This window comes from Calditrichota bacterium (assembly GCA_016867835.1).
Taxonomy (GTDB): Bacteria; Electryoneota; AABM5-125-24; order Hatepunaeales; family Hatepunaeaceae; genus VGIQ01.
Genome location: VGIQ01000033.1, coordinates 1 through 25,105, shown reverse-complemented (window position 1 = coordinate 25,105; position 25,105 = coordinate 1). Strand labels below are relative to the sequence as shown.

The window sequence follows — 25,105 nt, the reverse complement described above, 5'->3', positions numbered from 1 at the left end:
CTGAGCCCACTCCTGCGCTTCCAAATGCAGCGTCCCGGCGTCGATCACCGCAAAGACGCTGTCCGCCCGGCAGTCAGCATTATCTATGATCGCCTCAAAGCCGGCTATCGCCTCATCATAGCGATGCTGTGCCGCCAACGCCCAGAGCGCAGCCCGCCGCGCCTTCCAAGCCAAAGCCCGCGACCGGCTCGTGTCGGCAAGCCATTGAAAATAGTTGCCGATGCGTCCCAGTTCACCCCGGCGGACATCTCCTTCATAGAGGTTCCGGACCAGCCACAGCATCCGCTCCACCGCCAGCGGCGCCGCCGGAGACCCGCCCCAGCGCCGGATAATCTGGCGATACGCATCCAGGGCATCGACCGGACGACCCGCTTCCATCTCCAGCGCCAGCCGCAGCGCGTCCTGAGCATCGTCATCGTCGTCGATGCCAAAACCCTGGCGTCCGCCGCCCTTCAGATCGACCGGGTCTTCATTTCCAACGCGCTGTTGGAGATCGCCGTCGTAAGGCAAATAGGAAAACGTCCCCGGACCATAGTAACTGATCGATCCTTGCGTCCCGCCGGTGTTCGGTTCGCCCCCGCCCCAATAGTTCCCCCGGGCGTAAAAGGTGCCCAGCGACAGATTCTCGATGTAGATCAACGTATCGTCCGCCACGTCGAAGTTGTTGTGCCCGTAGTCGATATAAGGATAGGAGGCATTCCAGTAGGTTTCGTGCGAGGCGTTCGAGCCGATGGTGTTGGCGGCGGTAGTGCTGTTGGTCATCACCGGGTAGGAGCCGTTCACACCGTAGATGCCAAACTCCGCGCCGTCCATGATGCTGTTGCGCTCCAAGGTCGGCGAGCAGTTGTAAATGCGGAGGTTGGCGTCTGGCGATTCGTCCGCGCCGCGGCCATTAATGGCGAAGGTGGAATGCTTCAGCGTCGAACTTGAATTGACGGAATAGAGGTAGAGTCCGTTTTTCTCGTTGCGACTGACGGTGAGGCTGTCGAGCGTCGCTTTGCAGTTATAGAGATAGGCGCCGTCGCCGCCGTTCTCGCGGAAGGCCGAGGCGGTGACCTTCACCTCCCCGCCCGACACATAGAGCCCTTCGCTGGCGTTATAGGAGAATTCGCAGTGGTCGATGACCGCCTTCTTACCGGTGTCCTTGACGATCTTCAGCCCTTTGTCGAGGTGGGTGAACTTGCAGTAGGCGAGCGTGTCAGTGGCGGAGCCGGTGAGAGTGATGAGACCAGAGCGAGCGCTTGTCAGTGATAGAAAAGTTATGGTTGAATCACCCAGCGAGTCAGATTTTCCAGCGGCGCGCAACTTGCCATAAACCGATATCGTACCCATATCATCGAATATCATTCGGGAACCGGGTAGTATAGTGAGCGTGCCCGTTGAAGTTACAACCATGGGACGGTTCACAAGAAAATCTCCCCGTATGGAGTAATCGTTGTCAAGGAGTGTATCGGGTGGGCTGCCCCATATTGCAAACAAGCGTCCCGTCCCTGGAGGCAGGTAATAGTTGAAGTGCCGCTCACCAAATCCCTGAGATACCATCGATGCCTGCGTGGGGGTGAGTGCACTTACAGAATAAAAAGATAGAGCATCTCCGTCCAATGTAATGCTGATCCAGCGCCCTTCGTCCGCTGCGCATCTTCTATTGACCAACATGAAATAGCGAGAATTGGGAAATGATGGCTGGAATACCCCAATCTGGACGTAAGTCTCATCCGGTGCATCACTTTCGTAGTGGTCCTCAGGTGGAAGAGGACCTATGTATGCCGAGTCAATGGTTACATAGTCAACTGAAGGTTCATCCGCGGCACACTCCGAACTGCCAAAGCGCATGTTTGCATATATCGGCTCGTATAGTCGAACATAGTCGATGAACTCCTTCACAGCATACCATTTTGCATTTGGGACGAGAACGCCATTGTTCCCTACTGCATCATTGAGATCCCCTATTGATTCAATGGTAGAGTCCTGCGATGATTGCCATAGATCAGTCAACCCCCGACTGACAGCGCCACGCCATGCTGGTCGGTCAATCCAGGTGCAATCGGGAAGAGACGTGAATCCATTATTATAATAGGGAAAGTAATGGTAATACATGAATCCTTTGACGCCAAATGACATTGCCAGAAAGCCCTCGCAGAGGATTTCGGCTGGCGTAGGCTCTCGCATCAAATTGGAAAGTTCGCCTTGTGTCTGCATACAGAACCAGAAAGGGATACCTCGCTCTGCCGCGGCTTCCGCTCCGGTGCGAAACCCGGCATGATCATTATTCACATATCCGTCGGGATGATCATAATCAATCAACAAATCTAATGCATACTGGAGAGATGTTGAGTCTTCGGGATCATATGACGCAGTCGAAGTGTAATACTTGAAAGTATAGTTATCGAACATATTGATGGGGTTTCGCGTGGAATCAAGCGATCTATCCGTAAAATAAGGGCTGAACCGCTTGAAATTGGCGAAGGTCATCATCCGGTCGTTGCCGATCCAACTCTCTACGCTATCCCTGAAATACCCGAAATCCTTCCAAGTCGTATATTCGGGCTCGTCGATCATGAGGCCGCCAAGCACGCGGTTGTCATTTCGAAAGTGGCGCTGAATGCTTTGAATCGTTGTCCGGCAGGTATCCCAATAGGCCTGTTTGTTCGGATCATAGCGAAGCCGGTATTGGAACTCGTCCATAAAACGAAGCTTTCTGAAGCGAACCGATACCTGGTCAGTCCAATACAGCGAAACTCTTACTTCGCTCGTGTCTTTTGCGCACATAAAAAAGGTATTAATGAACCCGCCTGCATATGACCAATCATCGAAGATCAGATCATTTGCGCGGATAATAAAAGTCGTGTTCACAGCGCCTTGACCAGGTAAACCTGGGTCGTTGACTCTGAGACTGCAAACGACCGTATTTGAATTGTCATTATCAACCTTAAAAATCTCTAACCATACACCATATTTTCGTTGATATAGACCACCGAAATCAAGCATGAGTGAATCTTCAAAGAACATATGACCAGGGTTATGAATACCCGTGTCACATTGAAAGTAGAGAAGCACATTTGCGGGAGGCGCACTTCGCACTGCCGTACCCAAAGCCGTATCAAGTCGAATAAAATCATTTTCATATTTGTCTCCCTGAGGTCTTGGCCAAAATTCATCCTCGAAATTCCGCTGTGGAAACATCGCCTCGTGCACCCGAAATGTTTCAGATGAAACCCCTGGAATAGTGAACAAAGCAAGATGATTCTGCTGAAGCAGACTGTCGTGGTCAGTAGAATCGGCCGCATAGTGCCATTCGTGAGCGTGCGTTGCGCCCATCGAATCGATCTGGGGATAGTAATACTCCCGGTTGACGATCTGATCATTGCCATAAGTCTTCAGATACGAATCGCGTGGCGTATTGAAGGGGACATGGACAATTCTCTGCGCAGATGAGGACAGAGTCATTGCTACTACCAATGTGATGATCGTCCCGATCAGAAGTGAGTTCTGCGGTTTCATGCTTCTTCCTTAGTTCTTAGTTGATGTGGATTATCTTCAGCGTAGTGTTGAACGCTCTATGTTTCGATTGGAGAAATGCGGATAGATAGTAAATGCCGGATGGCAACCCCTGTGCAAGAATGACAAAAGACTGTGCTCCCGGCGCCAGAATCTTCCGCTCGAAACTCTCGATTGTGCGCCCCTGTATGTCGATTAGATTGTAATAGAGATCGCCCCGATCGGGGAGTTGAAAGGTAACAATAGTATGACTGTTAAAGGGATTAGGGTAGGCAGCGGCAGAGAATTCCCTGGGGATAGGGTAAGGGCCTTCATCGCCGACGGAGACGACCCAATCGGGATTGTTAGCATATATTAGAAGTCGTCTGTAATGAGGTTCGTCAGAGGCTAGAAAGACGCAATCGTTAGTGCCGTCTCCGTTGAAGTCACCATAAGCTCCTTGAGTCTTTGTGAAGGAGGCATAAAAAATCAGTCCTGGCCTTTCGTTGAACCAATTGGAACCAAAATTGAATCTCGTGTCGTTAAATCTTCCGATTACGTCACCATATCTATCTGCATTGGCAAAACCGCCGTGACTGCTGGAACCCCCGTAAACTGGGACTGGATCGACTATGAGTGTCCTGTCAATTTCTGCGTCAAGTGAATCTCTTCCAAAAAAGAGCCAACTGACTTTGGAAAACGGATCGCCCGGCCGATAAGCCTGCAGGACCCAGTCATCGTATCCGTCTCCATTGACGTCGGGGCAAGCGCGGCAGTCGGTGAATGCATACCCTTCGAAGTGATTGAGTGATAAAATTGCTATGGAATCTAAGTTTGGACCTTCTCCTCCATAAAGGAATAGCAATTCGCGGCTCTGGTAGTTGAGTGTAATCAAGTCATCGTATCCATCGCCATTGAAATCGGCTGAAGATATATCTCCATAAATTACTGCAAGTTGAATATCTGGATCTGTGTCGAAGTCTTCTCCGCCGCAGAGAGCCTCGAAAATTACTGCACCTTCGAAGTCTTGCTTATAAACTAACAGGTCATTATACCCGTCGCCGTTAATATCGATAGGTTCTGTAAGAGGAAGGAGAAAAATCCCGCCTGGTGCTACATAATCAACGTTGGTTGTGTCGGTATATCTTCTTATAACAAATTCGGGATCTATATCAAATCGATCCTCTCCGCCATTATATATTTTAATTTCATAAAAGAGGCGTCGGTCCCACCTTGGACGATTCGGATTATGCCAATAAGCGGAAGTAAAGATCACAAAGTCGTGAGCATTTCGTGAAGTCAACGCCCCGAGGTATGTCACATTGAGCGCCATTATCTCCAGCGTATCTTCCGCTTCGAAAATGAAGTCGGGCCCCTGAGCCATTCCCTCACGATTACCGAGGTAAAGTTCGACTCGGTTCAAGTAGGCCTCGCTGGGACGGCCATAACCTCTGATATAAGGCTCCTGGCAGATCAACAACTCATCGGTGCCGTCTCCATCCTGATCCCCTATCCACGTCCAGTCGTAGAAGTACTGAGACTCTTCGTCCTGATTGACGTGAGGCGCATCCAGCCGCCAGAACAGTTGGGGCGGCTGATTCGGCTGCGCGGCCGCCTCTGGCACCAGTCCGACGACCCCCGCCAGCGCCCCCAACACCGCTGCGACCACCGTCGCTTGGAGTGTTAATCGGTTGAGATTATTGAAGATATTCTTCATACTTGATCCTGCTTCACCACTGTTTACCCAATATAGCATACTTTTCACAACTACCCAACCTCCTGTTCCCGATTCTACCGGGATTGTATAACAGGCCTGCTGCATCCCTGCTTACACTTATCAGTAAGGCACGGATCTGACTTTTTCATACGCGGACCTCGATCTAATCATTCATTTCTTGCATCATTGTTTGGAATGCCCTATAATGTTAGGCATATCTAACATATGGAGCGTTCCCTTGAATCTACCATCAACCATATTCGTCCTTGTGGCAGCCTTCGGCGTTACCGCACTTCCGGCTCATGCCGACCAGCGGCTCTTCGTCTGGACTTACGAATACCAGACCTTGGCGCCCGGGGAAGCCGAAGTCGAATATTATCATACCCTCACGACGCCCTACAGCGACAGCACCAAGGGCGTGACCACCCTGACTCAGCAGGTCGAACTCGAGATCGGAATGACCGACCGCTTCGACTTCTCGCTCTATCAGGTCTTCAAGCAATCCCCGGGGGCATCGCTCAAGTTCGACGCCTCCAAGTTTCGCAGCCGCTACCGGTTCGGCGATTTGGGAGGAGACAGGTTCCGACCGATCCTCTATGTCGAATACCAAACCAAGCAGGACTTCGCCGAGCATAAGGTGGAGTTCAAGCCGATCGCCGGGCAGCGGGGCGACCCGTGGAATCTCGCCTTTCAACCGGTCTTCGAGTGGATCAAGAAAGATCGAGGGCTTTGGCTGGGAGGTTATTCGGCAGCCGCCGGTTACCGGGTAGGGAAACTGTTCAACGTCGGTCTGGAGGCTTCCGGCGGCCCGAAAGGGCACTACCTTGGCCCAACCATCGCTCACGGCGAAGGACATCTCTGGACCTCCCTCGGCGCCGGTTTCGCGGTCAGCGAGGTTGACAAGGGCGAGCCGAAACTGCGCATTCGGCTTCTGATCGGGATCGGCGTTGCCGGGCACGAAGAGCATTGATCGTTAGCAGGTGGTAAGGTTAAAGAGGCCTCTGGACAAATTCCAGAGGCCTCTTACATTAGGCGCGGTTCGATGCCAACGGATGCGGGATTCTTTCCGGAACATTGACGAATTCAGCAGTTCCATTCCTAAATCGCTTGACTTCTTTATAAACTATCGTTAGATTGGCAACAAAGGAAGGGTCTTACCCTTATGAAAATGAGATACCAAACCTAAATCTTTGGAAAACATGATGCTCACGAACCACACACACACACACGGCGAGCACCGCCCATAGATCTACCTTATGGTGCGGCGAAGGCTTCGGCCTATTGCACTCGGTGCCTCCAGTTCTCATCTTAGTCGCGGCAGCAGCCTCGCTCTTCACGTCCTGCTCGACCGTTAGGGAAGACAGAATCGAGCCTTTCGACTCCACTCCTACCTCACCTCAGCAAAGCCAACTGGGCAAAACTCACCAGCGGATCGATGGATGGACTGAATGGGGCATCATTCACAATGCCTGTATGGACTTACTGGATGACAGCCTGGTCAATCGCCCCCCGAGTTCATTCGAGAACCAGAAAGCAGCCACCGACTGGGTTGCCAACTTGGTTGCTGATCACCTCATCAACGAATACGAGTTTGACACCTCGCTCGTCAACCCGATCCGAAGGGAAATGATCGAATACGGGCGAAGGGTCACCACCCGCGAGAGTTTCCAAGATCACGTATCTGAAGCTCTGCTGGAGGAATGGATATCATCGCAGGAGTATGACTATTTAATGCGCCTGTCCAACATCCTATACAATTCAAGTTGGAGCGAAGTTCAGGTGTCTGACAGTCTTGAATCTTTCAAGGATGATGTCGTCGGAATAAGCTGGTCTTCAAATGAATCCACTATTCTGCCGGTAATGTCCATTGCATATTACAGTTGGCAATGGCGGAACATCGGGTTTGATGATTCAGATCCGGGGAAGCTCTTTGGAATCCCCTGGGGTGATGTATTCATATCTGATTGCCATGCCGCGCTTGCAACAGGTGCTTGCACCGGAAACCCGGCCACAGGCGTTGCAGGTGGCGCGACTTGGTCTGCTGTGGAAGCTATCTGCTGGGCGATTCTTGATTAGCCGAACATGAATTCCTACTGGCTCCTGCCCATTGCTGCGTTCGCTCTAGTGTGCTTTGCTATCATCCGCTATCGTCTAAGGTGGATGCAAGGGATTCCCGCACCTATGAGCAAGGCTGCGCTTGACGCCATTTCAGCGCGGATTGTCCTCGACGGGGTAATCCTTTTCACCCTTGTTTGGTCCAATGCACGCTTTCTCATCCCCCTTGAAATCCGTGAAGAGCGCTGGCTGGGACTGGTGTTCGCGGTTATAATCGTAGGTGCCCATCTGGCGATTCGGGGTATGTTGCAGCGGAGGCAATAGGAGAGACGTCTGGTGGAGACACCTCGCGCCGGTTCGCCTAGATCCCCCCCGGCACAGCCATCCACCTCGCCCTGCGGATCCTTCGCACCGCTACCGGAAAAGGCAGCCCCTTTAGAGTGAGGTGCTCCAAAGTAGTCTCAAACTCCCATGACGTCGTTGACGCTTCACCTCCCGCAAGGCGATAGCACTCGTCCGACATCACAACATCCCCGCCCCGGCTGGTGGCTTGAATGCGCGCTGCCGTATTCACCGTTGTCCCAAAGTAGTCGAGCACTTCGTTCTGGGTGATGGCGATGGATGGGCCGCTGTGAAGTCCGATCTTAACCACCAAGCCGGTCCCCGCGAACGCCTCCTGCATAGCGATTGCCGCCCTTAACCCGGCTCCCGCATCGGAAAAGACAGCCATCACCGCATCGCCGATAGTCTTGACGATCCCGCCTTCCGCCGCTACTATGGCCGCGCGTATGGTATTGAAGTGTTCCCGGACGATCTTGAACGCCGGCGCATCGCCCATTTCGGCATACATCGCCGTCGAGCCGCGCAGATCGGTGAACAAGAACGTAAGATGCCGGATGGCAAAGGTAACGCCCGGCGCCAGTAGTTGAGCGGAGAAGCGGTCGCGAAACTCCTGCAGAGAGGTTAGCCTCCCCGCTGTCAAAGCGTCCGGATGCGCCGTTGATCGCTGCAACTGAACAAGAACCAGCCGCCCGGACTGGTTCATGACCCGCCAGCCGTCGTTCGTTGCATCGGGTTCGACGCTAAAGCGGTCTTCATGCAACGTGAGCCTCCCTCCTCCCCCCGCCAGTCCCAGTTCCTGCCGCACTTTCATAGGCGCGGCCCAGCCGATCAGTCGTTCATCCCCGATATCTTCGATCTGCCGGGACCCCCCCGGTTCGAGCCGTAACTGAGCCGTTACGTGCGGTGTAAGAGCCGGATACCCGTAGCAGAACGACTTCTTCGCGACCCGGCGAATCTCATCGGATGGTGAGAATGTTACTTCGACCGCCTCATCGAAGTCGGCGGTCAGATTCAGGCGGCACGATTCGCAGTGGTAGTCATTCACCAGTTGGGCAAGATCGCCTGATTTCGAGACCACGCCACGGCAATTGGGGCAGACAACTTCCCAATTGAGGTCGAGCAGCCCGACAGCGGCTCCCTCCAGAAAGAGCGCTACGACATCGCGCGGATGGGCATTCCAACGGCTGGCATAGTTCAGGGGGCGCATTCGTTCAAGAGCGTCGTCCGGGTCGCGAGCTATCGCAGCGAGCAGTTGCTCGGTCAGGTCGGGGCGGAAGCCGCGCTGCTGCAAGGCCAATCCCGATTTCTGCAAGCGGCTCCGGTTGGGTTGGCTCGCTACGGTGCCGGAACCAATTGCCGGGGCATCCATCGCAACCAGCCGTTCCAGTTGGTCGAAGAAGCGCTCGATGGTCCTTGCAACGAGCGGAGCGCCGAGACGAACGACGCCGTTCCAGCCAGACCTCGGCTCGACCCGATAGAGAGCATTGGCGCGTGAACCGCCTTCAACTTCCGTCAATTCAAACCGGTTGATCAGTCTGGCTATCGGTCCGAACGAGATGGCACGCTCCCGTTCAAACCAGAATGGCTCGACCCATTCGATGCGGGGATCCCACTGCCGGGACAGCCGGAGACCGAGAAGTCGAAATTCGCCGCCCGGCAGGTTTAGGTCGAAGGAATCGCGGGTTAAGGTGGAGTCTAACGACGGAAACCCGGCCAGGCGGTTGAAGCGGTTGGAGTTGGTGAGATGTAGCCAGAGACGGCGGGGCGGTAAAAGGAAGTCGCGACTGCGCGAAACCGTGATCCATCCGGGAGGGGAGTTGTTCCCGGGTAGGTCGGCGGTTGAGGTGTTCACCCCCCGAAGCCCCGATCGACGATCAGTGCAACGAAGAGCGCGAGTAGATAGACGATGGAATAGCCGAAAAGACCCATTACGACTTTGCGCTCGCCGGACCGTTCAGCCAACCGGACCTTGCGGATCAACTGCAATCCCAAAAGAACTGCCACGGCCAGGTAAGCCATCCCGGCACCGGCAAGCGAGAGCGCAATCGAGGTCGTTATGGTCAGCAAGGTGTAGATCATGATCAGTTGCCAGGTCGCCCGGTCACCCGCAACGTTGGGCATCATGGGCAGACCGGCTCTTCGGTAGTCGTCCTTCAAACAGAGCGCCAGAGCCCAGAAATGCGGTGGCGTCCAAAGAAAGATGATCAGAAAGAGCAAAACCGGCATCAGACCGATTTGGCCCGATCCGGATACCCAACCTATTACCGGCGCCATGGCTCCGGCAGCGCCGCCGATAACTATGTTCTGAGCCGTGCGGGGCTTTAGGTATAGGGTATAGTATAAGGCGTAGAATAGAATCGTCCCGAGTGCGAGCAGCGACGTCAGGAGGTTGAACCAGATTCCATACCCGACAACCGCGACCAGTCCGAGCAGCGAGGCAAAGACGAAAGCCTCGACCGCACTGATGCGTCCAAGCGGCAGAGGACGACGCATGCGGGTGCGTGACATCAGGGCATCGCGCTCACGCTCGAATGCCTGATTGAAGGCGTTGGCCGAGCCTCCCGCCGCCATCAGCAAAAGAAGCGAGAGTCCAAACCGCAAGGGATCACGGATCAGACTTCCTTCAAGCCAGATTCCGGAGGCTCCGGTGATGCCCACGAGGAGCATGATGGTGGGCTTGGTCAGAGCAATGTAGGCGCCAAGCCGGTCTATGAGGTTCTTTATGACGTGAATGCTATGAATGAGGTGAATGTTTCCAACGTGAAGCGATCAAGTGCCATTGCTTCGGGTTTCGTAATCCCCCTCACTTCCACTCCGCAGGGCCGGATGGTTCCGGCGGCCGGGGCGGTGGCTTGGGGCGCGAGGGAGGCGGCGCAACCGCAGCCTCGCTTGATGCCGCTGCGGATGCCGGCGGCGCTGAAGGATATGAAGGATCCGAACCCATGGAAGCAACTGTTTGCGCTTGTGTCTGACTTGCCGCCCGTTGCTGCTTCAGTTGATCCTGAATCGTCGGCGGAGGAGGCGGAAGCGGCTTAAAGATGCGCTTCAGGCCGGCATTATGCCTAAGATCATAAGCCACCGCGCTGATGAAGCCGAAGATCAAGAGGCCAAGGGTCGAATGCAGCGCCGTCAGGTTCGGCGGCGCCGCCTTGAGCAGATTCAGAATGCCGACGACGATCTGCGCGACCAGGAGCAGCCCGGTGAGCCGCATCCACCAGCGGGTAGGCTTGGTGAGCGGCAGAAAACTGCAGGTGAGCCTTAGAGCCACATAAAGAACCAATGGCAGAAACGCCAGCCAGCGGTGAACAAACTGTGCGAAAACGGCGTTGTGAAGTAGATTCGCACCGATCCCGCCGAACTTCGCATCAAGGATCAACTCCCCGGGGGGAAGGAGAAAGTTGAACATGAAGGGCCAGGTGTTGGCTACGAGGGCGCCGCCGAGCCCGGCCGTCAAGCCGCCGGTAAAGACCTGCAGCAACGTAATCAACATCAGCAGCCAAACCGTGATGAGCGGCTTGCGTCCGGCTGACTTCGACTCGCCCGGCACGACCTTGCCTGCAAGTCCTACCGCCTGCAACGCATTGATCGCCAAACCGAAGAAGATGTATGCCGTTATTAGATGCGCCGCGATCATCAAAGGCTGCAGACCGCCCTTTACGACAACCCCGCCCAGCCCGGCTTGAGCAATCAAGAGGGCAAAGAGGGTGATGAACCTGCCGCCGGTCCGATGCCAGAGCGTCCGGTTGCGCAACGCGGTAACAGTTGCAATCACCAGCGCCAGCCCCACCAGCGCGGCGAGGGCACGGTGATAGTATTCGATCCAGAACATCCGCCGGAAGGCTTCGGGCGTAATGTCGGGCGGGAAGCCGGGCTTGCCGAGCCGCTCGGCTTCGGCGCGATAGGTCTCCTGCAACTGCGACCAGCCGTAGTCCGACTTGGGCGGCGTCAGCGATCCAGCGATCGTCGGCCAATCGGGAATCGAAAGCCCCGATCCGGTGATGCGTACGACCGCGCCCCACACTACCACCCCGACCGTCAGGAGAATCAACAGCCAGAGCCAGACCTTGACGCCGAGTGTTGCCAGCGGGGCTGGCGATGGCGCCGATACCGGATCGACCAGCGGTGTCGGTGTCGGAGGTGCATTCATTCGGAGATCGTCCTTTCTGCGACGGTCTGCCCGCAACGGGCAAGGAAGGAGTTACGAGGCAATCCCGGTGGAGTTGGGAAGTAGAAGTCTGGAAGAAGCCCCCCCAATACGAAAAGCCGAAGGCGCCGAGGAGGGGGACTCAAGTCGGTTTCCCCCGACGTTCGAATCAAAGTGTATAATCGACCCGGGGCCCGGCTAACGACTTCTTGGCCGAGGTCCGGTCTTGATCACAATCAGAAGTTGCTGCTCGTGTCACATATCGTCGTTTTTTGCAAACGAGCGTGACAGGAGTTTGGCAACATAAGCAGGCTCACGAGAAGCGCCTAAAAGTGATTCGCTGCAAAAGGCGCCTGGCGATAGTAGTCTGGTTGAAACAGGGCGATACTATCTTCTCAAGAGTAGTGAGAATTGTTGCCAATCGAGGCTTGATCACATCATCAGTACCGTGATCCCAAAACAATGTCTCGTGATACCTCCTATCTTTATCGAACTTCATTTGAAGCTCTTTATTCAGCCTCGTTCGAGCGTCACTGTTCCATAACTCACAACCAAGCGAATCAGCCGCGATTAACAAATCGTGCATTATGTCGTCAACTTCATCAAAGACAACGCCACTGGATTCGCCAAAACCAGCGATAAATCTATATCGAAGGATATGCCATTGCTTCAGTATTCCTATCTTGTTAAGATACGCGCCTTAAGGACATAGGCCTTATTCAATGCCGCTGTCTCTGCTGATGATTCAAATTCGCCTATCTCGCGGGGAGGAAATTCATTAGAGTATGAAAATGGATTGCGAATATAAGCTATGAAATCTCTAATCTCATAGAATTTAGCAAGAACATCCTCTGCCAATTCAATTCTTCTCTTCCCAATGAACTCACGTTTCCAAGCTTCGATGCCGAGAATAATAGTGATAGAGGCAAGTATAATAGAAATAGCCTGAAGCAACTGAACAATTGGCATCGGAAGGCTACCTAATTGCGACCGAGAGGACGTAAAATGGCCTCAGAATTCAAACGAAAGCCGATTGTAGCTTCAACGATTGCTTCTGCTAACTGTGATTTTGTCGTTCGGCGGTCGCAAGGAAGATCGAGACGACGAGCGATTTGATAAAGCTTTTCTCGTGTTGGTTCCGTGTGTAAGAGGAGCTCTCTGCAATCAGATCGTGAAGCCGTAGCTTTCAAACCAGCAATGATGCTGTCGAGTTCGCCGAACTCTGCTATTTGCTTAACCGCTACCGGCTTAACTCGTTGTATGCTGAAATTAACCGTGCATTCTCCATCGGAAATTGCCTCAAGCGTCCGCTCATCAATCCTCTCAACGCACTCCTTGAACTTGCGTGTAAGTAGGCGAAACGCGCGAATATGTTTTCTCTCAGCACTCAAGGCAACTTCCCTTCAAGCTCTGTTGCGAGCTCCTCTAATTCATCCACGCATTCTTTGTAAGTGGGATTAGATTGCGAAGATAAAACGACTGGAATACCAGTTTGTGGCCTTCCACTGTAAAGAGCATCATTGTTTTTTATCATTGTATCGAAGGTCGGGATTCCTAAGCCAATTGTCCTATTGATATATGGGCGAAATGCACTTGATGGATCGCCGCCATATCGGCGGATCATCGTGAAAACGACACCCAAAATTGAAGGAGAAACTTGGGGGGTATCATCTCCTAGTGCGGCGTATTCGTTGTATTCCTCGATCAGACCGTCAACACTTGATCGCAAGTAATCAATTCCCAACGTCGAAAGATAGTCAGGAATTGCAGGGATCAAAATGTGATCCGAAGCTAAGATTGCATTCTTCGTGACAATATTGAAATTCGGTGGACAATCAATCAGAACCATGTCATAATCAGCGAATTCGGGTTGTGTAAGAGCTCGCTGAAGATGACTATGAACTTTGATAAACTTGCGTTTGCTTTGCTTCAAGTTAGCTCCAGCGAGTTCGGCAGCAAGCTCCAAATCAAGATTAATGAGGCCAAGATGAGAGCAGATTAGGGAGAGCTTTCCCACTCTTCCAATGGCCGAATTAACCGTGGTAGGTTTAATTATCAATTCTGATAACTTGGCAGGTGGGTTCTCCAAGTCGTCAAAGTAAGATTTGATTGTCATATCTTCGGCATAATCATCACGCCAGACGTCAGGAGTGATGAAGGAGAAAGTCAAGCTCGCTTGAGGGTCAACGTCCAGTAGGAGGACGTTCTTACCGCGCTTTGCAAAGATGGCCCCAAGATTAGCACTCAAGGTCGTCTTTCCAACACCGCCTTTGTAATTGATAACCGAGATTACCTTCATTCGTGTTTCCTTAGTTTGTATTACGGCGATGAATCTCAAAGCCAATTAATGCGGAGTCTCATACTCAATTCTCGCTTTGAAGCGAAAACATCGAACAAAAACGTGCGAGGAAATAAGGCTGTTGATTCTGAAACTCACTACTCCGATTTGATCGCTTCCGGTACCGTCGTAATCCCAGATCTGAAAGCTCAAGGTTCTGTTCCAATCTGTCAACTGTAGGCTTTGACCGTTGGAAACCCAATAGACGGGAAGTTGTCCCGGCGCAAGGTCGATGGGGCGCGTGACTCACGTTGTCATTCCGACTGACGCGTGTGCCCTCCTAACTCTCCTAATCGCCTCCATCGCCTTCGAGTCGAAGAAGTTAGCCCGGCACTCGGTGCATTGCCAGCGCTCGAGGTCGGCGACCAACGTGCCGTCCTGCAAGAGACAGTCGCCCCTGACGCGGACCATTGCCCTATTGCCGCAATCCGGGCAGGTGTGGATACTGTCATTAAGGCGACTAAGAGATTTGTGTCTATCCGACATAGTGTTTTGAGGAGATGATGACGTAGAAGACTTCATAATCATCCTCAATCTGAACCTTGCCTTTAGTGTAGAGGATGTGGCCTGTGTAAGTTGGGCCGATGATGATGTAAAGATACTCCCGTTCGCCGGTAACCGGATGACGGGAGCGGATGGTCTTGCTGATAGCCGGGGCGTTGATGATTGCTTCCTTGACCATTCGCTCAGTCAGGTGCTCGCGGCTCATCTCAATGTCTGCCTTCTCGGTGAAGATGATCTAATCGTCGAGGATTAGTTGTTTGATGCGGGTGATCGGACTCATCGGGAAGGTCGGTTGGCCGAGTCTTTGACTTCGATAGGTTCAATATACACTGCTATTATCGGGAGATCAAGACAACGAGTATGGCGAAGTGAATTTGAGTGGTAGTGGGCGTCATCTCCAATCTGCCCGCAGCCACTCCGCTTAAGACGCCTTGATATCCCTGCTCGCGGAGGATGAGGGAATCGAACCCCCACGGGCTTTCACCCGGCGGTTTTCAAGACCGCTGCCATACCATTAGGCGAATCCTCCGAATGAGGAATGTAGAATGTAGAATGTAGAATGTAGAATGTAGAATTCAGAATGTAGAGGGTAGAGTCTTACAGGTGTTTATTCCGCATTCCGCATTCCATATTGCCAACTTACGCGACGGTAACCTCTTTCGCCAGATAGACGTCCTGGATGATGTTCAGTATTTTCACGCCCTCCTTCATCGGCTTCTGGAACGCCTTGCGTCCGCTGATGAGACCCATCCCGCCGCCGCGCTTGTTGATGACCGCGGTGCAGGCGGCTTCGGCGAGGTCGTTCGCGCCCGAGGCTCCGCCGGAGTTGATCAGCCCGATCCGCCCGGAGTAGTTGTTTAGCACCTGATACCGCACCAGGTCGATGGGGTGGTCGGTCATCAGGTCGTCATACATCCGCGTGTCAAACTTGCCATAGGCGCCGCCTTCCATGTTGAGCGCTTCGTAGCCGCGCCCGGCGTCGGGCAGTTTCTGCTTGATGATGTCCGCCTGGATCGTCACGCCGAGGTGATTGGCCTGACCGGTGAGATCGGCCGCGGTGTGATAGTCCTTCTTACCCTGCTTGAACTTGTTGTTGCGCGTGTAGCACCAGAGGATCGTAGCCATTCCCAATTCGTGAGCATATTCGAAAGCCTCCGATACCTCCTGCAACTGCCGGGTGGACTCATCCGACCCGAAGTAGATCGTCGCGCCAACGGCGACCGCGCCCATCTCGAAGGCCTGATCGACCGATCCGAACAGCACCTGATCGAACTTGTTGGGGTAGGTAAGCAGTTCGTTATGGTTGATCTTGACGATGAAGGGAATTTTGGGCGCCCACTTGCGCGCCACCATTCCAAGTCCGCCGAAGGTCGAAGCGACGGCGTTGCAGCCGCCTTCGACGGCCAGTTCGACGATCTTCTCAGGGTCAAAGTAGATCGGGTTCGGGGCGAAGGAAGCGCCCGCCGAGTGCTCGATACCTTGATCGACGGGCAGGATCGAGAGGTATCCGGTGCCGCCGAGTCGGCCGTGGTCAAAGATTGCCTGAAGGCTTCGCAAGACCGGCGTCGAACGGTCGCTGAGGCGAAAAACGCGATCGACGAAGTCGGGCCCGGGCAGGTGCAGGCGGTCTTGGGGAATCGCGCGACAGGTGTGATTTAACAGGTTCTTGGCTTCGGCGCCAAGCAGACCGGCAATGGTGTCAATAGATTTCGGCATTGGATTACCTATAGGTATATTCAGGAGGGTTGTTCTTAAGCATAAGTCCTTTATTATCTACTCATAAAGCCATTCATACACCATCATCCATCATCAACAGAATGTGCCGGGGACCGGAATCGAACCGGCACGGCGGGATGCCGAGGGATTTTAAGTCCCTTGTGTCTACCAGTTCCACCACCCCGGCCTTCGGAAGTGAGGCGGCGAGCGGACTCGAACCGCTGAATAGAGGTTTTGCAGACCTCCGCCTTGGCCTCTTGGCTACGCCGCCTATTGCAAACCGGGTGGCAAGCCACCAGATTTATTATAGAGTATAACTTCAACACTGCGGCAAGTCAAGGCGGGAGGTCGTCAATCGCATGTTAATGTCCATTGGACAGGGCTGTTCAGTGAACAAGCACATCCTGGGGCAAAGTTCTATCCATTGGGCGGCACAGGCAAAAATCATGGAGGGCGGGCAGAACCCCCGCCCTCCAAGGTGTCAAACGCACTTCACCTCACCTTCGCGTGAAGATGACGAACTTCGGATTTGCCTCCACATCGTCATACCCCTCTACCGAGGCTGTGATCTGGGCATCCTCCGCCGGCGTGATCTCGTCGAGGAAGAGTTCCCATTGCGTCGATCTGAGATAGACCGTCGCCTGTCCCGGTGATTCGTTGTGCAGTTGATCGACGACGCCGGTCAACTTGCGCACCGTCTGGGGATAGAAGAGGACAAAGTTGCGGGTCTGGTTGTTGAGCCACCAGAACCGGCCGTTGTCCGTCAGGAACAGGATTGGTGCGTTGTTGATCGGCGCGCCGTGCCCGTCGCGGAGGACGACCCAGCAGCGAATGTTACAGAGCGCCTGCCGGTCGCCCATATCGAACCGCCAGTTGCCCGGATCGATGTTTAGTTCAAGGACACCGCTCTGAAGTGGCAGAGTGTGGTCCTTTTGCCCGGTGATCCGGCCTCCCGGCGTCGCCACGGTAGCCGTGATGCGAATGCCGGAGAAGGTCTGGGTGCTCTGGTAGAAGAGGTCGGCGTAAGCCAGTCCGGGTTCGGATGTCCCCGCGGAACCGAGATTGCCGGTATAGCCCGAGGTTACCGAAGCGATCTGAGGATCGACGGTGAAAACGACCGGAATGCCGTCCGCTACCGGATTGCGGTAGAGGTCGAAGACCCGCGCCGAGAGTTCGATCTTCCAGGCGCCGCCGAGGGCGTTGGTGCCTTCGTCATCGACGTCGATGTCGAGCGATGCCGGCGGCCCCGAGACGACCATGATATTCGAGAGCGTTATCTGGACTGTGTCGTTGCGCGCCTCATCCCGCCAGGTGTAAGCCCGGACTACTTTGCCCCCGACTTCGGTGCCGGAGTTGAGGGTTACTGAAGCGGCTCCGTGAGAAGTCTCTGCTGAGTCGAGTTGTCCGCGGTTGTTTATATCCATCCCGCGCGGCGGTGCAGGCTCGTTGATCAGTTCGAAGTAAACCGTCGTTGGCTCTTCGATCAGGTTCCCGTTGGCGTCGCGCACCGTTGCGGTCAGGGTCGAGTTGGTGATCCCTCCCGTCCCGCGCACGGCGATGTTCAGCGGAGTCGCTACGAGCGATATTGCGTTCGGGCTGCCGGGGACAAAGGTAACGGTCGTCCGTCCCACGACATCGCCCGAGGGCGAAGAAACGGTAGCCGTAACTTCGGACTGCCCCGCCGTTACCGCTGCCGAGAGTCGCGACTCAGCCCGACCGTCGGATCCGGTAACCGCGGCCGGTGTGATGTTTCCAAGCGATGCTGCAAAGCGCACCAGCGTCCCGGCGCCCACCGGGTTGTTGGTCGAATCGGTTACCAGTGCCGTTACCACCGAGATGCTGTTCGGGCTGTTGGTGATAAGCCGGTCGGGATCGGCGGTTACGGTCACCCGTCGCGGCGGGCCTGGTATCAGATCGATGCTCACCGGATTCGATTCGACGGCAGCGCCTTCATTCTGAACAAAAGCCCTAAGCGTCGCTCGACCGACCGTCGAGCCGGTGATATAGACCGTCTCTGCCACACCGTAATTGCCGAGCACCGGCACCGACTCAGACGTGAACCGGCCCCGGTCGGTCTCGAACCTCACCAGCGTCCCCGGCGGAGCAAAATCGCCATTTTCGAGGAAGCAGGTCGCCCGCACTGCCGTCGAATCGCGTCCACTCGCCGGGAGTTGTTCGGCAGCCGATTGCAAGGTAATGCGCGAGACTGGATTGCGCGGCAGGATGGTGATCTCGACCTGTGCTTCAAGCCCGAGCGGATCATAACGTGCGGTGATCACGGCCGGAACAAGATTGCCGCTCGCGTCGAGCGACGGCAAACCGATATCCCGGAAAATCGCCCTTCCAAGCCCCAATGAGTCGGTCGTGACGGGCGAATTGACCGTGCCGTGGGTCTTGGTGAAGACCAGCGGCTTGCCAGCAAGCACCTGCCCGCCTGCATCGGAAAGCAACGCCGTCAACGTCGCATAGGTGAGCCCGTTATCGGCGTAGATCGTGTTGCGGTCGGTATTCAGGATCAGTGTGCCGGTCTCACTGGCGGAGGGCCGGATGACGATCCGTGCCACCGCTTCGAGATTGGTGCCCGGAACGATAGCCCGAACGTGCGCTTCGCCAGTTTGGTAATTGCTCCGGAATATCGCCGTGGCGATTCCGGCGGCATCGGTTTCAGTGAAGTTCGAGAGCGCCCCAAGATCGGTTTCGAAGCGCACTACGACGCCTTCGAGGCCGACGTTTCGGGCATCGCGTACCTGGGCGCGGACGGTGGCCTGACCATTCGAGTCGGGGGGCAGACTGAGAAAGTCGGGACTCGCGGTCAGGGTTAGCGTTGCGACGCTCGAAGGCAAGTCGCGCACTTCAAGGATCAATTCCGCTGTCAGGTCTCCCTCCTCGGCACCGGCCGGTCGGACGCTACCCTTCACCGGATTGTCCGGCCTTCGACCGGAAAGCGTCGCCGGAAGGACTGTGACCTTAATCTTCACCCGACCGGTGCTGCCAAGCGTCTGAAAGGTTGCCTCGCACTGCCCGTTCTGGTCGGTCGTATCGCGCGGCGACAGCAATCCAAAGGTGACACCGCCTAACTCGACAGGCAGCACCTCGAAACCGAGTATAGCCGGACCGACCGGCAGCCGGCTCGAATCGCCGACAAAGACATAGAGCAGCACTTCGACGTTGCGACCGCGTGGTGCCATAACCACCGGATCGGGGGTCATGATCGAAACCCAGGCGCTTACCCCGGCGGGCCGAACGGTGATTTCGGCGCGGCCGCTGCTATCGCCTATCGAAGCGATCACGGCACAGGCACCGAATTTGTTTGGCAGAGTGCTGAAAGTTCGCACCACCCGGCCGCTGATGTCGGTCGTGCCGGTGTCGGCATCGACGAATCCGAGTCCGGGCGGGTCGGTGCGGAACCGCACTTGCATCCCGGGCAGTGCTGCGCCTTGCAGATCGACCAGCGTTGCAGCGACGGTCGTCTGGCGTGTCTGGTTGGGGGGAACACTCAGGACATTGCGCGAGGCTTCGCAGGTGAGGCGGCCGATCAGGTCATCGACCACAACAACTTGCAGATCGATCTTGGAAGTGGTGTTACCGGCACGAGCCTCAATAACGACCGAGGCGGAGCGGTCGATCTGAACCGAGTAACTCTTGCGCACCCGCCCTTCGTCGTCGGTCAGACTGTCCCCGGAGACGGACGAGATAGTCCCCTTCCAGGGCTGGGGACTTTGAATCGCGAAATCGATCCGCTGTCCGGTTACGGCAACGCCTTGGGCATCCCGGCCTATGGCCGTGAGTTGCTCGATCCGAAGGTCGCCGCGAAAACCCTTTAGAAGGGTGTTGGAAGCACGGAGCTCGATGGATGCGATCTGACCGGGAGGAAGCCCGTTGCTGCCGACCGGGTTTCGGTCGCAGCCGACTGCAATCAGAATGATCGCGATGATGGGAAGCAGTCCTTGGAGCGCCCGATTAGCCGGGCGCGAGAGATGAGAGTAGCATTGCATTTCGGAGCCCTCCATTCGGTGACTTGGCGTTTATCATACTTGCGAAACCGTCGTCCAACCGCATACGTGCAGAAGGACGCATCATAGTTGCTTCGCTCGCAAAATCCGTAAGGTCTGAGCGCAGGCTCGGAAGTTTGGGCTGTGGGGGTGATTTGAAAGGAGTAGCGCAGGCAATAGGCTGGAGTGCATAATATGCACATCCAACCCTGCTTTCCTGCACGGTGGGAATTGAAAGTATGAGCGACCGGAAAGCAACCCGAAGGCGCCTCTCGCGCGCGCAAGTTACAGAGGAATAATGATCCTGACGTTTGCCGACCATCCCGACGACTCCGCTCAGTTCAAGTGTCCACGCAAAATTCGAAGTGTCGGTAGTTAGAATGGCAAGCGCCGTGCCAATCCTCTATCGGATGGCAAACCCTAAGCGCTTTTCAGCGTTGCTTCAAGTCGGATTTCGGCGGATGCAAGGGCTCGCGAGACAGGGCATCCAACCTTGGCATCGTTGGCGAACTCCTGGAACTTCGCTTCGTCGATGCCGGGCACTTCAGCGGTGCAGATGAGGTCTATCGGTGTGAGGGTAGGCTTGCCATCGACCATCGTCAGGTGCACCTGCGCGGTAGTTTCGACAGACTTCGGCGTGAATCCTGACTGCGCGAGGGCATTGGCAAACGCCATTGAGAAGCAGGCGGCGTGAGCCGATGCGATCATCTCCTCGGGATTTGTCCCGGCGCCTTCTTCAAAGCGCGAGGCAAATGAATAAGCGCCCGACCAGGCGCCATGATGCAAACTGACGACGCCGCTACCAGATTTGAGGTCTCCCCGCCAGACGGCATTTCCATAGCGCACAGGCATGACTGTCTCCTCTATTTCTCAACGGAAGGCAGGAAGCCCTCCGTAAGTGCTGTGAATCTCACCTCCAAAGAAGCGAGTGATTACTAATTAACCGGATACTTATACTGAGGTTCCCAGTCGCCAGTCCCGTCCTTCAGCAAATCGAATATGTGCCAGACTGAGCAGTAGGGATCCCCGGGTCCGAAGTAGTCCCATGAGATGCGGACGATTCGGCCGTCAGGTTCCTTATGAAGGGTCGAAAAGCCCGGCTGATAGTGCCCCGGTTCCGGCTCAAAACCGAGGTCGCGGATGAACGACGTTCCGGCTGCCGAGAGCATACGGATTTTCCAGCCTCGGGAGCGGGCAAAGTCCCTCTGCACCTCCGGCTCGTCCGGTGAAACGAGCACAAATGCCGCGCGGCTCTCAAGGTGCGGCAGAAAGCCGGTAAACCCGTCAGCCCAGAGTGTGCACCACCGACAACTGCGTCCCATATTGTGGATCAGGATCAGGTCCTGCGATGCGCCGAATAGTTCCGAGAGCCGAACCGGATTCCCGTCGTGGTCGCGCAATGTCGCATCGTCAACCGGCTCGGGCGGAAGTTCCCGCTTCATTGCCCGCACCTGTTGCCACTTCTCCATCAACTCGAGTTCGAGTTTCAAGATTTCATCTTGTCGGGTCTTGATCGCCTCTTGTTCCATGATGCCCCTCAACTTTTGGGATTGAAGCCTATAGACTTGGAAGCCCGCCGGGGGCGGGCTTCCGAAGTTTGCAGACGCTAATCGAGGCTACTGTTGACCTTCGCGGCGCTGTTTCGCTTCCAGTTTCTGCTTCAGTTGTTGAAGTTCTTCCTCAGCGCGCTTGCGCTCCTGACGGATCTTTTCAAGGTCGAGGTCGATCGACTGCGCATCAAGGCCGCGTTCTTCAATACCCCATCGGAAAAGTTCCTGCCGGCTGAAGGTCGGTGTCGGCCCTCCCCCGGTTGACGACGAATAGGAACGACGCTCCTTGCCGGTTCCGCCGGGCTGGTCAGCCTTGACGAAGGTCGGAGCGGCATAGAAGGACGTTGAAGGAACGAAGTTCATCTTGCCGCTGATACGCCAGGTTGCGTAATTCAAATCATTGTGAGCCCTCGGCCGAGAGGTTTCCTCACCTCCTATGAGCAGGACATCAAGCCCCATCGTGAAGTGCATACCCTTGAAGAGTTTGTAGCGCACAAAGGGGGTCATGTAAGCCCAGTCTTCGCGACCGAGAGTGGTCAATGGCGGCCGTTTCAGGAAGTTTGACCCGTAGAGTTCAACTCCATAGTCGAATCGGGGGCGCGGGAAGATCGCCGAGACCAGGTAGTTGACACCTTGTGACGCGTTTCCCGGGTTGGTGCCGTCATTATGATTCAGATATCCGAGGTTGAGATGAAAGGAGGGCGCCTCATCCGGGTAGAGAGGCTTCATATAGTATGAGAGGAGCCCGCTCAGTTCGGCCTCAATCCCGATTCCTTCATAAGGCTCGAACTGCACATCCTGATAAAGTGCCACCCGGTAACGCAGAGCCGGCATGATCCCCCAATAGAGGTTGCCTCCGATGGGGTAGCCGCCCCACTTGAACCGAACGAAAGTGTTACCGGGAATGACAACCGTCTTGTTCTTGTCTGCAGCCGGTCGCTTGGTGCCATTCAGATCCTGATAGAGAACTTGAGTAAACCCAAGTTCAAGATGCCGCGAGAACCCGAAGGCCGTAGCCAGAGCACTGGTGCCGTTGGTGACGTAATTGTCGCTCGCTTTAATCCACAGGAAACCCCGCATATAAAGGCTCATGTCGAGAGCCCCCGGCGGTAGAACCAACGCGCTGTTGGTGTGGAGCAGTCCCTTACCGCCATAGAACTGGCCGGCAAAGGTTGGACCCGCTGCTACCATGGCAACAAGCAGGAGGATCAGGATTGCTCGCTTCATATCTGCCTCAGATTGGATTTAACCATCCGACTTGAAAGATGCTCCCCCCGGATCATTCCGGGTGTGACCGGCGTCACACTAAACTAAGGACTCTTAGCCCTTTGGATCAATCACGAACGTGCCGGAGGCGGGAGTCGAACCCGCACATCCCGAAGGATACTGGTCCCTGAAACCAGCGCGTCTGCCAATTCCACCACTCCGGCTTGCGGCAAACGACGCTAACGCCCCTCCGATCCCTCCAGCGGGTTGACCGGTGCCTCATCCGAAGGAGCAGGCGCGGAAGGCGCTCCCAAATCAAGGTCTTCGACCGACGGCAATTGCGAAGCCGGCGACGACTCCAGCACCCTTTGCGTAACGCTGGAGGGACCGAAACTGCCTGCAGCCAGCATCGAAAGGGTAAACGATAGGACCAGAAAGACCCCGGCCAGGTATCGAGTCACGGTGGATAGCGCGCTGGCTGCGCTGCGCGGACCAAAGACCGACGCCGCCTGACCGCCAAAGGTCGAAGCAAGGCCGCCGCCTTTGGAAGCCTGCAGCAAAATCGATACGATCAACACCAGGCTGACCAGGACGTGAACTGAGGTCAGCAGAACCTTAAGGATGAGCACGATAGGTTGTCAATGTGGATTAGCGCTTCAATATAATGCCCTCTCCCCGTCTCCGCAAGGGGAGAAACCGGAAAACGCCAACTTTTTTGACGAGCCTTCAAAATCGTGTCCTGCAATGAGTCGGGCTGACACTGCCTTGACTTGGAGGCCGCCTGTTGACTATCTTATTCATCCCGCCGGAGTGGTGAAATTGGCAGACACACCATCTTGAGGGGGTGGCGCTCGCAAGGGCGTGCCGGTTCAAATCCGGCCTCCGGCACAAGCAGTTCGTAGTCATGTCCATGCGATAGTAAGATTGGAAAGGCCTTGAGGACTGTCCCGGGGCATTCCTTCCGCCCTCGCTGACATCCTTCCTCCCCCCATCTAAATTGTAACAGGAGGCAATGTCAAACCTGTGCGGCAAGAACTTTCGCCACTTCGACCGCCAACTCGGGGGTTGCGCTGCGATCGACCGGAAGGTTGATAACCCTCCTCCCCAATTCCCTCGCCACCTTGCACTCCGGACCATCCCCGAGCAACGTATCGAGCGGCCAGTAGAGGTCGGTCGAGGGAATGCCACGCCGCCGCAGCGCCGCAATAACCGATTCCTGCGACAACCCCTCATTCAGCAACATACTCCACCGCCAGCAATTGCCGCTTATCCCAGGGTGCGAAAGCGGTCTCCCAAAAGAAGTTCCTACCCGATCTTCATAAACTCCGGCCATCATCAGCCGGTGCGCAATTTCTGAATCCAGTCTGCGTCTTTCGTAGTCGAGCCGGAGTCCCGGCGGTTCGCCTTGCAGAAACCATTCGCCCCAATGCGGTATCATATCCTCATAAGACCGGTGCGGCCGGGCACCCGGCGCCATTCGCACCAGTTCGACCAGACCTGAATAGAACGATTGGTAACTCCGGTCGAAACGTTGATAGTCCTCTCTTGCCATTGGCTTCGGTTTGGGAAGCATCTCTTTAGCTTCCAATACCGGCTCTAACAGGTCGCTTCTTCTAACAACGAGTGCGCCGCCACCCGACTCGAGGATTTTATTGTCCGTGAAGCCATGGATGACCAGATCGCCCGCCGACCCAACCGGATCGCCGTTCGGCAGATGCCCGCCGAAGGCTTGAGCGACGTCTTCTATCAGCACCAAACCCCGACTTGTCAGTTTGCGCTGCAGGTCATCGAGTGCTGCAGTGTTCCCAAACATGTGGATGAAGAGCACAGCCACGGTGTTCGGAGTGAGGGCGTGCTCGATCGTTGTCCAGTCAGGTAACGCGTCGTTAAGATTGACATCGGCGAAGCGGATCCGACCGCCGGCTAATAGAACACCGGCCGGCAAGGTCGAACAGGCGGTTGCAGGTAGAATAACCTCCGGCGACCCAACATCCGGCCGCGCAAGGGAGGCCGCTTTGCAAGCCCAAGCCATCGCCGTCGTCCCTCTCCGACACCAGTGAATGG

At 55.4% G+C, this 25,105-nt stretch carries 19 protein-coding genes and 5 tRNA genes; 4 read left to right on the top strand and 20 right to left on the bottom strand.

Going from position 1 to position 25,105, the window contains the following annotated elements; translation table 11 throughout:
- The coding region (locus FJY67_05365; GenBank protein MBM3328888.1) for a right-handed parallel beta-helix repeat-containing protein at positions 1 to 3,501 on the bottom strand (3,501 nt) is incomplete at its 3' end.
- A gap of 16 nt (positions 3,502 to 3,517) precedes the next feature.
- Complete coding sequence (locus FJY67_05360; GenBank protein MBM3328887.1) at positions 3,518 to 5,299, bottom strand: hypothetical protein; 1,782 nt, start codon at positions 5,297 to 5,299, stop codon at positions 3,518 to 3,520.
- A 133-nt stretch (positions 5,300 to 5,432) separates the two neighbouring features.
- On the opposite strand from FJY67_05360, the gene FJY67_05355 reads away from it, so the two are divergent.
- The 3 genes from FJY67_05355 (at position 5,433) to FJY67_05345 (ending at position 7,573) form a co-directional block, all read left to right on the top strand.
- A complete protein-coding gene (locus FJY67_05355; GenBank protein MBM3328886.1) occupies positions 5,433 to 6,164 on the top strand; it encodes a hypothetical protein in 732 nt (243 codons plus the stop codon).
- Between the two features lie 311 nt (positions 6,165 to 6,475).
- Entirely contained in the window at positions 6,476 to 7,270 is a 795-nt protein-coding gene (locus FJY67_05350) for a hypothetical protein (protein ID MBM3328885.1), read from the top strand.
- Between the two features lie 105 nt (positions 7,271 to 7,375).
- Entirely contained in the window at positions 7,376 to 7,573 is a 198-nt protein-coding gene (locus tag FJY67_05345) for a hypothetical protein (protein MBM3328884.1), read from the top strand.
- A 37-nt stretch (positions 7,574 to 7,610) separates the two neighbouring features.
- Here FJY67_05345 and FJY67_05340 read toward each other — a convergent pair whose 3' ends face one another.
- The 17 genes from FJY67_05340 to secG all read right to left on the bottom strand — a co-directional run bounded on the left by FJY67_05340 (position 7,611) and on the right by secG (position 23,673).
- Positions 7,611 to 9,443 carry an adenylate/guanylate cyclase domain-containing protein gene (locus FJY67_05340; GenBank protein ID MBM3328883.1) on the bottom strand — a complete coding sequence of 611 codons (1,833 nt, stop codon included), beginning with the start codon at positions 9,441 to 9,443 and terminating at the stop codon, positions 7,611 to 7,613.
- Positions 9,440 to 10,342, bottom strand: coding sequence for a protoheme IX farnesyltransferase (locus FJY67_05335; GenBank protein ID MBM3328882.1), 903 nt, complete (start codon positions 10,340 to 10,342; stop codon positions 9,440 to 9,442). Before FJY67_05335 ends, FJY67_05340 begins: the two co-directional genes overlap by 4 nt.
- A gap of 52 nt (positions 10,343 to 10,394) precedes the next feature.
- On the bottom strand, positions 10,395 to 11,738 hold the full coding sequence (locus FJY67_05330; GenBank protein ID MBM3328881.1) for a hypothetical protein: 1,344 nt from the start codon (positions 11,736 to 11,738) through the stop codon (positions 10,395 to 10,397).
- Positions 11,739 to 12,413: 675 nt separating this feature from the next.
- Positions 12,414 to 12,704 carry a hypothetical protein gene (locus FJY67_05325; protein MBM3328880.1) on the bottom strand — a complete coding sequence of 97 codons (291 nt, stop codon included), beginning with the start codon at positions 12,702 to 12,704 and terminating at the stop codon, positions 12,414 to 12,416.
- Between the two features lie 11 nt (positions 12,705 to 12,715).
- Positions 12,716 to 13,126 carry a hypothetical protein gene (locus tag FJY67_05320; GenBank protein ID MBM3328879.1) on the bottom strand — a complete coding sequence of 137 codons (411 nt, stop codon included), beginning with the start codon at positions 13,124 to 13,126 and terminating at the stop codon, positions 12,716 to 12,718.
- Positions 13,123 to 14,034 (bottom strand): ParA family protein, encoded by a 912-nt coding sequence (locus FJY67_05315; protein MBM3328878.1) that lies wholly within the window; start codon positions 14,032 to 14,034, stop codon positions 13,123 to 13,125. The genes FJY67_05320 and FJY67_05315 overlap by 4 nt, the downstream gene beginning before the upstream one ends.
- Before the next feature lie 514 nt (positions 14,035 to 14,548).
- Positions 14,549 to 14,782 (bottom strand): hypothetical protein, encoded by a 234-nt coding sequence (locus FJY67_05310; protein MBM3328877.1) that lies wholly within the window; start codon positions 14,780 to 14,782, stop codon positions 14,549 to 14,551.
- A gap of 239 nt (positions 14,783 to 15,021) precedes the next feature.
- Positions 15,022 to 15,106, bottom strand: a tRNA-Ser gene (locus FJY67_05305).
- 110 nt (positions 15,107 to 15,216) lie between these two features.
- A complete protein-coding gene (locus FJY67_05300) occupies positions 15,217 to 16,293 on the bottom strand; it encodes a class I fructose-bisphosphate aldolase (protein ID MBM3328876.1) in 1,077 nt (358 codons plus the stop codon).
- Positions 16,294 to 16,397: 104 nt separating this feature from the next.
- Positions 16,398 to 16,480: transfer RNA gene (locus FJY67_05295), tRNA-Leu, on the bottom strand.
- 11 nt (positions 16,481 to 16,491) lie between these two features.
- Positions 16,492 to 16,564, bottom strand: a tRNA-Cys gene (locus tag FJY67_05290).
- A gap of 226 nt (positions 16,565 to 16,790) precedes the next feature.
- Positions 16,791 to 20,288, bottom strand: a complete 3,498-nt coding sequence (locus FJY67_05285) for a hypothetical protein (protein MBM3328875.1) — start codon at positions 20,286 to 20,288, stop codon at positions 16,791 to 16,793.
- 417 nt (positions 20,289 to 20,705) lie between these two features.
- On the bottom strand, positions 20,706 to 21,137 hold the full coding sequence (locus FJY67_05280) for an OsmC family protein (protein ID MBM3328874.1): 432 nt from the start codon (positions 21,135 to 21,137) through the stop codon (positions 20,706 to 20,708).
- Positions 21,138 to 21,220: 83 nt separating this feature from the next.
- On the bottom strand, positions 21,221 to 21,814 hold the full coding sequence (locus FJY67_05275; protein MBM3328873.1) for a DUF899 domain-containing protein: 594 nt from the start codon (positions 21,812 to 21,814) through the stop codon (positions 21,221 to 21,223).
- A gap of 87 nt (positions 21,815 to 21,901) precedes the next feature.
- The gene (locus FJY67_05270) at positions 21,902 to 23,062 is read right to left on the bottom strand and encodes a hypothetical protein (GenBank protein MBM3328872.1); all 1,161 of its coding nucleotides are present in this window, start codon (positions 23,060 to 23,062) and stop codon (positions 21,902 to 21,904) included.
- A gap of 119 nt (positions 23,063 to 23,181) precedes the next feature.
- A tRNA-Leu gene (locus tag FJY67_05265) sits at positions 23,182 to 23,265 on the bottom strand.
- A gap of 15 nt (positions 23,266 to 23,280) precedes the next feature.
- Positions 23,281 to 23,673, bottom strand: coding sequence for a preprotein translocase subunit SecG (gene secG, locus FJY67_05260; protein MBM3328871.1), 393 nt, complete (start codon positions 23,671 to 23,673; stop codon positions 23,281 to 23,283).
- 172 nt (positions 23,674 to 23,845) lie between these two features.
- Between secG and FJY67_05255 the strand changes: the two genes are divergently transcribed.
- A tRNA-Leu gene (locus tag FJY67_05255) sits at positions 23,846 to 23,932 on the top strand.
- 124 nt (positions 23,933 to 24,056) lie between these two features.
- Here the strand turns inward: FJY67_05255 and FJY67_05250 are convergent.
- Positions 24,057 to 25,103, bottom strand: coding sequence for a DegT/DnrJ/EryC1/StrS aminotransferase family protein (locus FJY67_05250; GenBank protein MBM3328870.1), 1,047 nt, complete (start codon positions 25,101 to 25,103; stop codon positions 24,057 to 24,059).
- Positions 25,104 to 25,105 lie beyond the last annotated feature (2 nt).

Excerpts from the sequence above, each read along its gene's own strand:
- FJY67_05360 (MBM3328887.1), bottom strand. The coding sequence starts at position 5,299 with ATGCAGCAGGCCTGTTATACAATCCCGGTAGAATCGGGAACAGGAGGT.
- FJY67_05345 (MBM3328884.1), top strand. The coding sequence starts at position 7,376 with ATGAGCAAGGCTGCGCTTGACGCCATTTCAGCGCGGATTGTCCTCGAC.
- FJY67_05330 (MBM3328881.1), bottom strand. The coding sequence starts at position 11,738 with ATGAATGCACCTCCGACACCGACACCGCTGGTCGATCCGGTATCGGCG.
- FJY67_05325 (MBM3328880.1), bottom strand. The coding sequence starts at position 12,704 with ATGCCAATTGTTCAGTTGCTTCAGGCTATTTCTATTATACTTGCCTCT.
- FJY67_05315 (MBM3328878.1), bottom strand. The coding sequence starts at position 14,034 with ATGAAGGTAATCTCGGTTATCAATTACAAAGGCGGTGTTGGAAAGACG.
- FJY67_05310 (MBM3328877.1), bottom strand. The coding sequence starts at position 14,782 with ATGAGCCGCGAGCACCTGACTGAGCGAATGGTCAAGGAAGCAATCATC.
- FJY67_05300 (MBM3328876.1), bottom strand. The coding sequence starts at position 16,293 with ATGCCGAAATCTATTGACACCATTGCCGGTCTGCTTGGCGCCGAAGCC.
- FJY67_05285 (MBM3328875.1), bottom strand. The coding sequence starts at position 20,288 with ATGCAATGCTACTCTCATCTCTCGCGCCCGGCTAATCGGGCGCTCCAA.
- FJY67_05280 (MBM3328874.1), bottom strand. The coding sequence starts at position 21,137 with ATGCCTGTGCGCTATGGAAATGCCGTCTGGCGGGGAGACCTCAAATCT.
- FJY67_05275 (MBM3328873.1), bottom strand. The coding sequence starts at position 21,814 with ATGGAACAAGAGGCGATCAAGACCCGACAAGATGAAATCTTGAAACTC.
- FJY67_05270 (MBM3328872.1), bottom strand. The coding sequence starts at position 23,062 with ATGAAGCGAGCAATCCTGATCCTCCTGCTTGTTGCCATGGTAGCAGCG.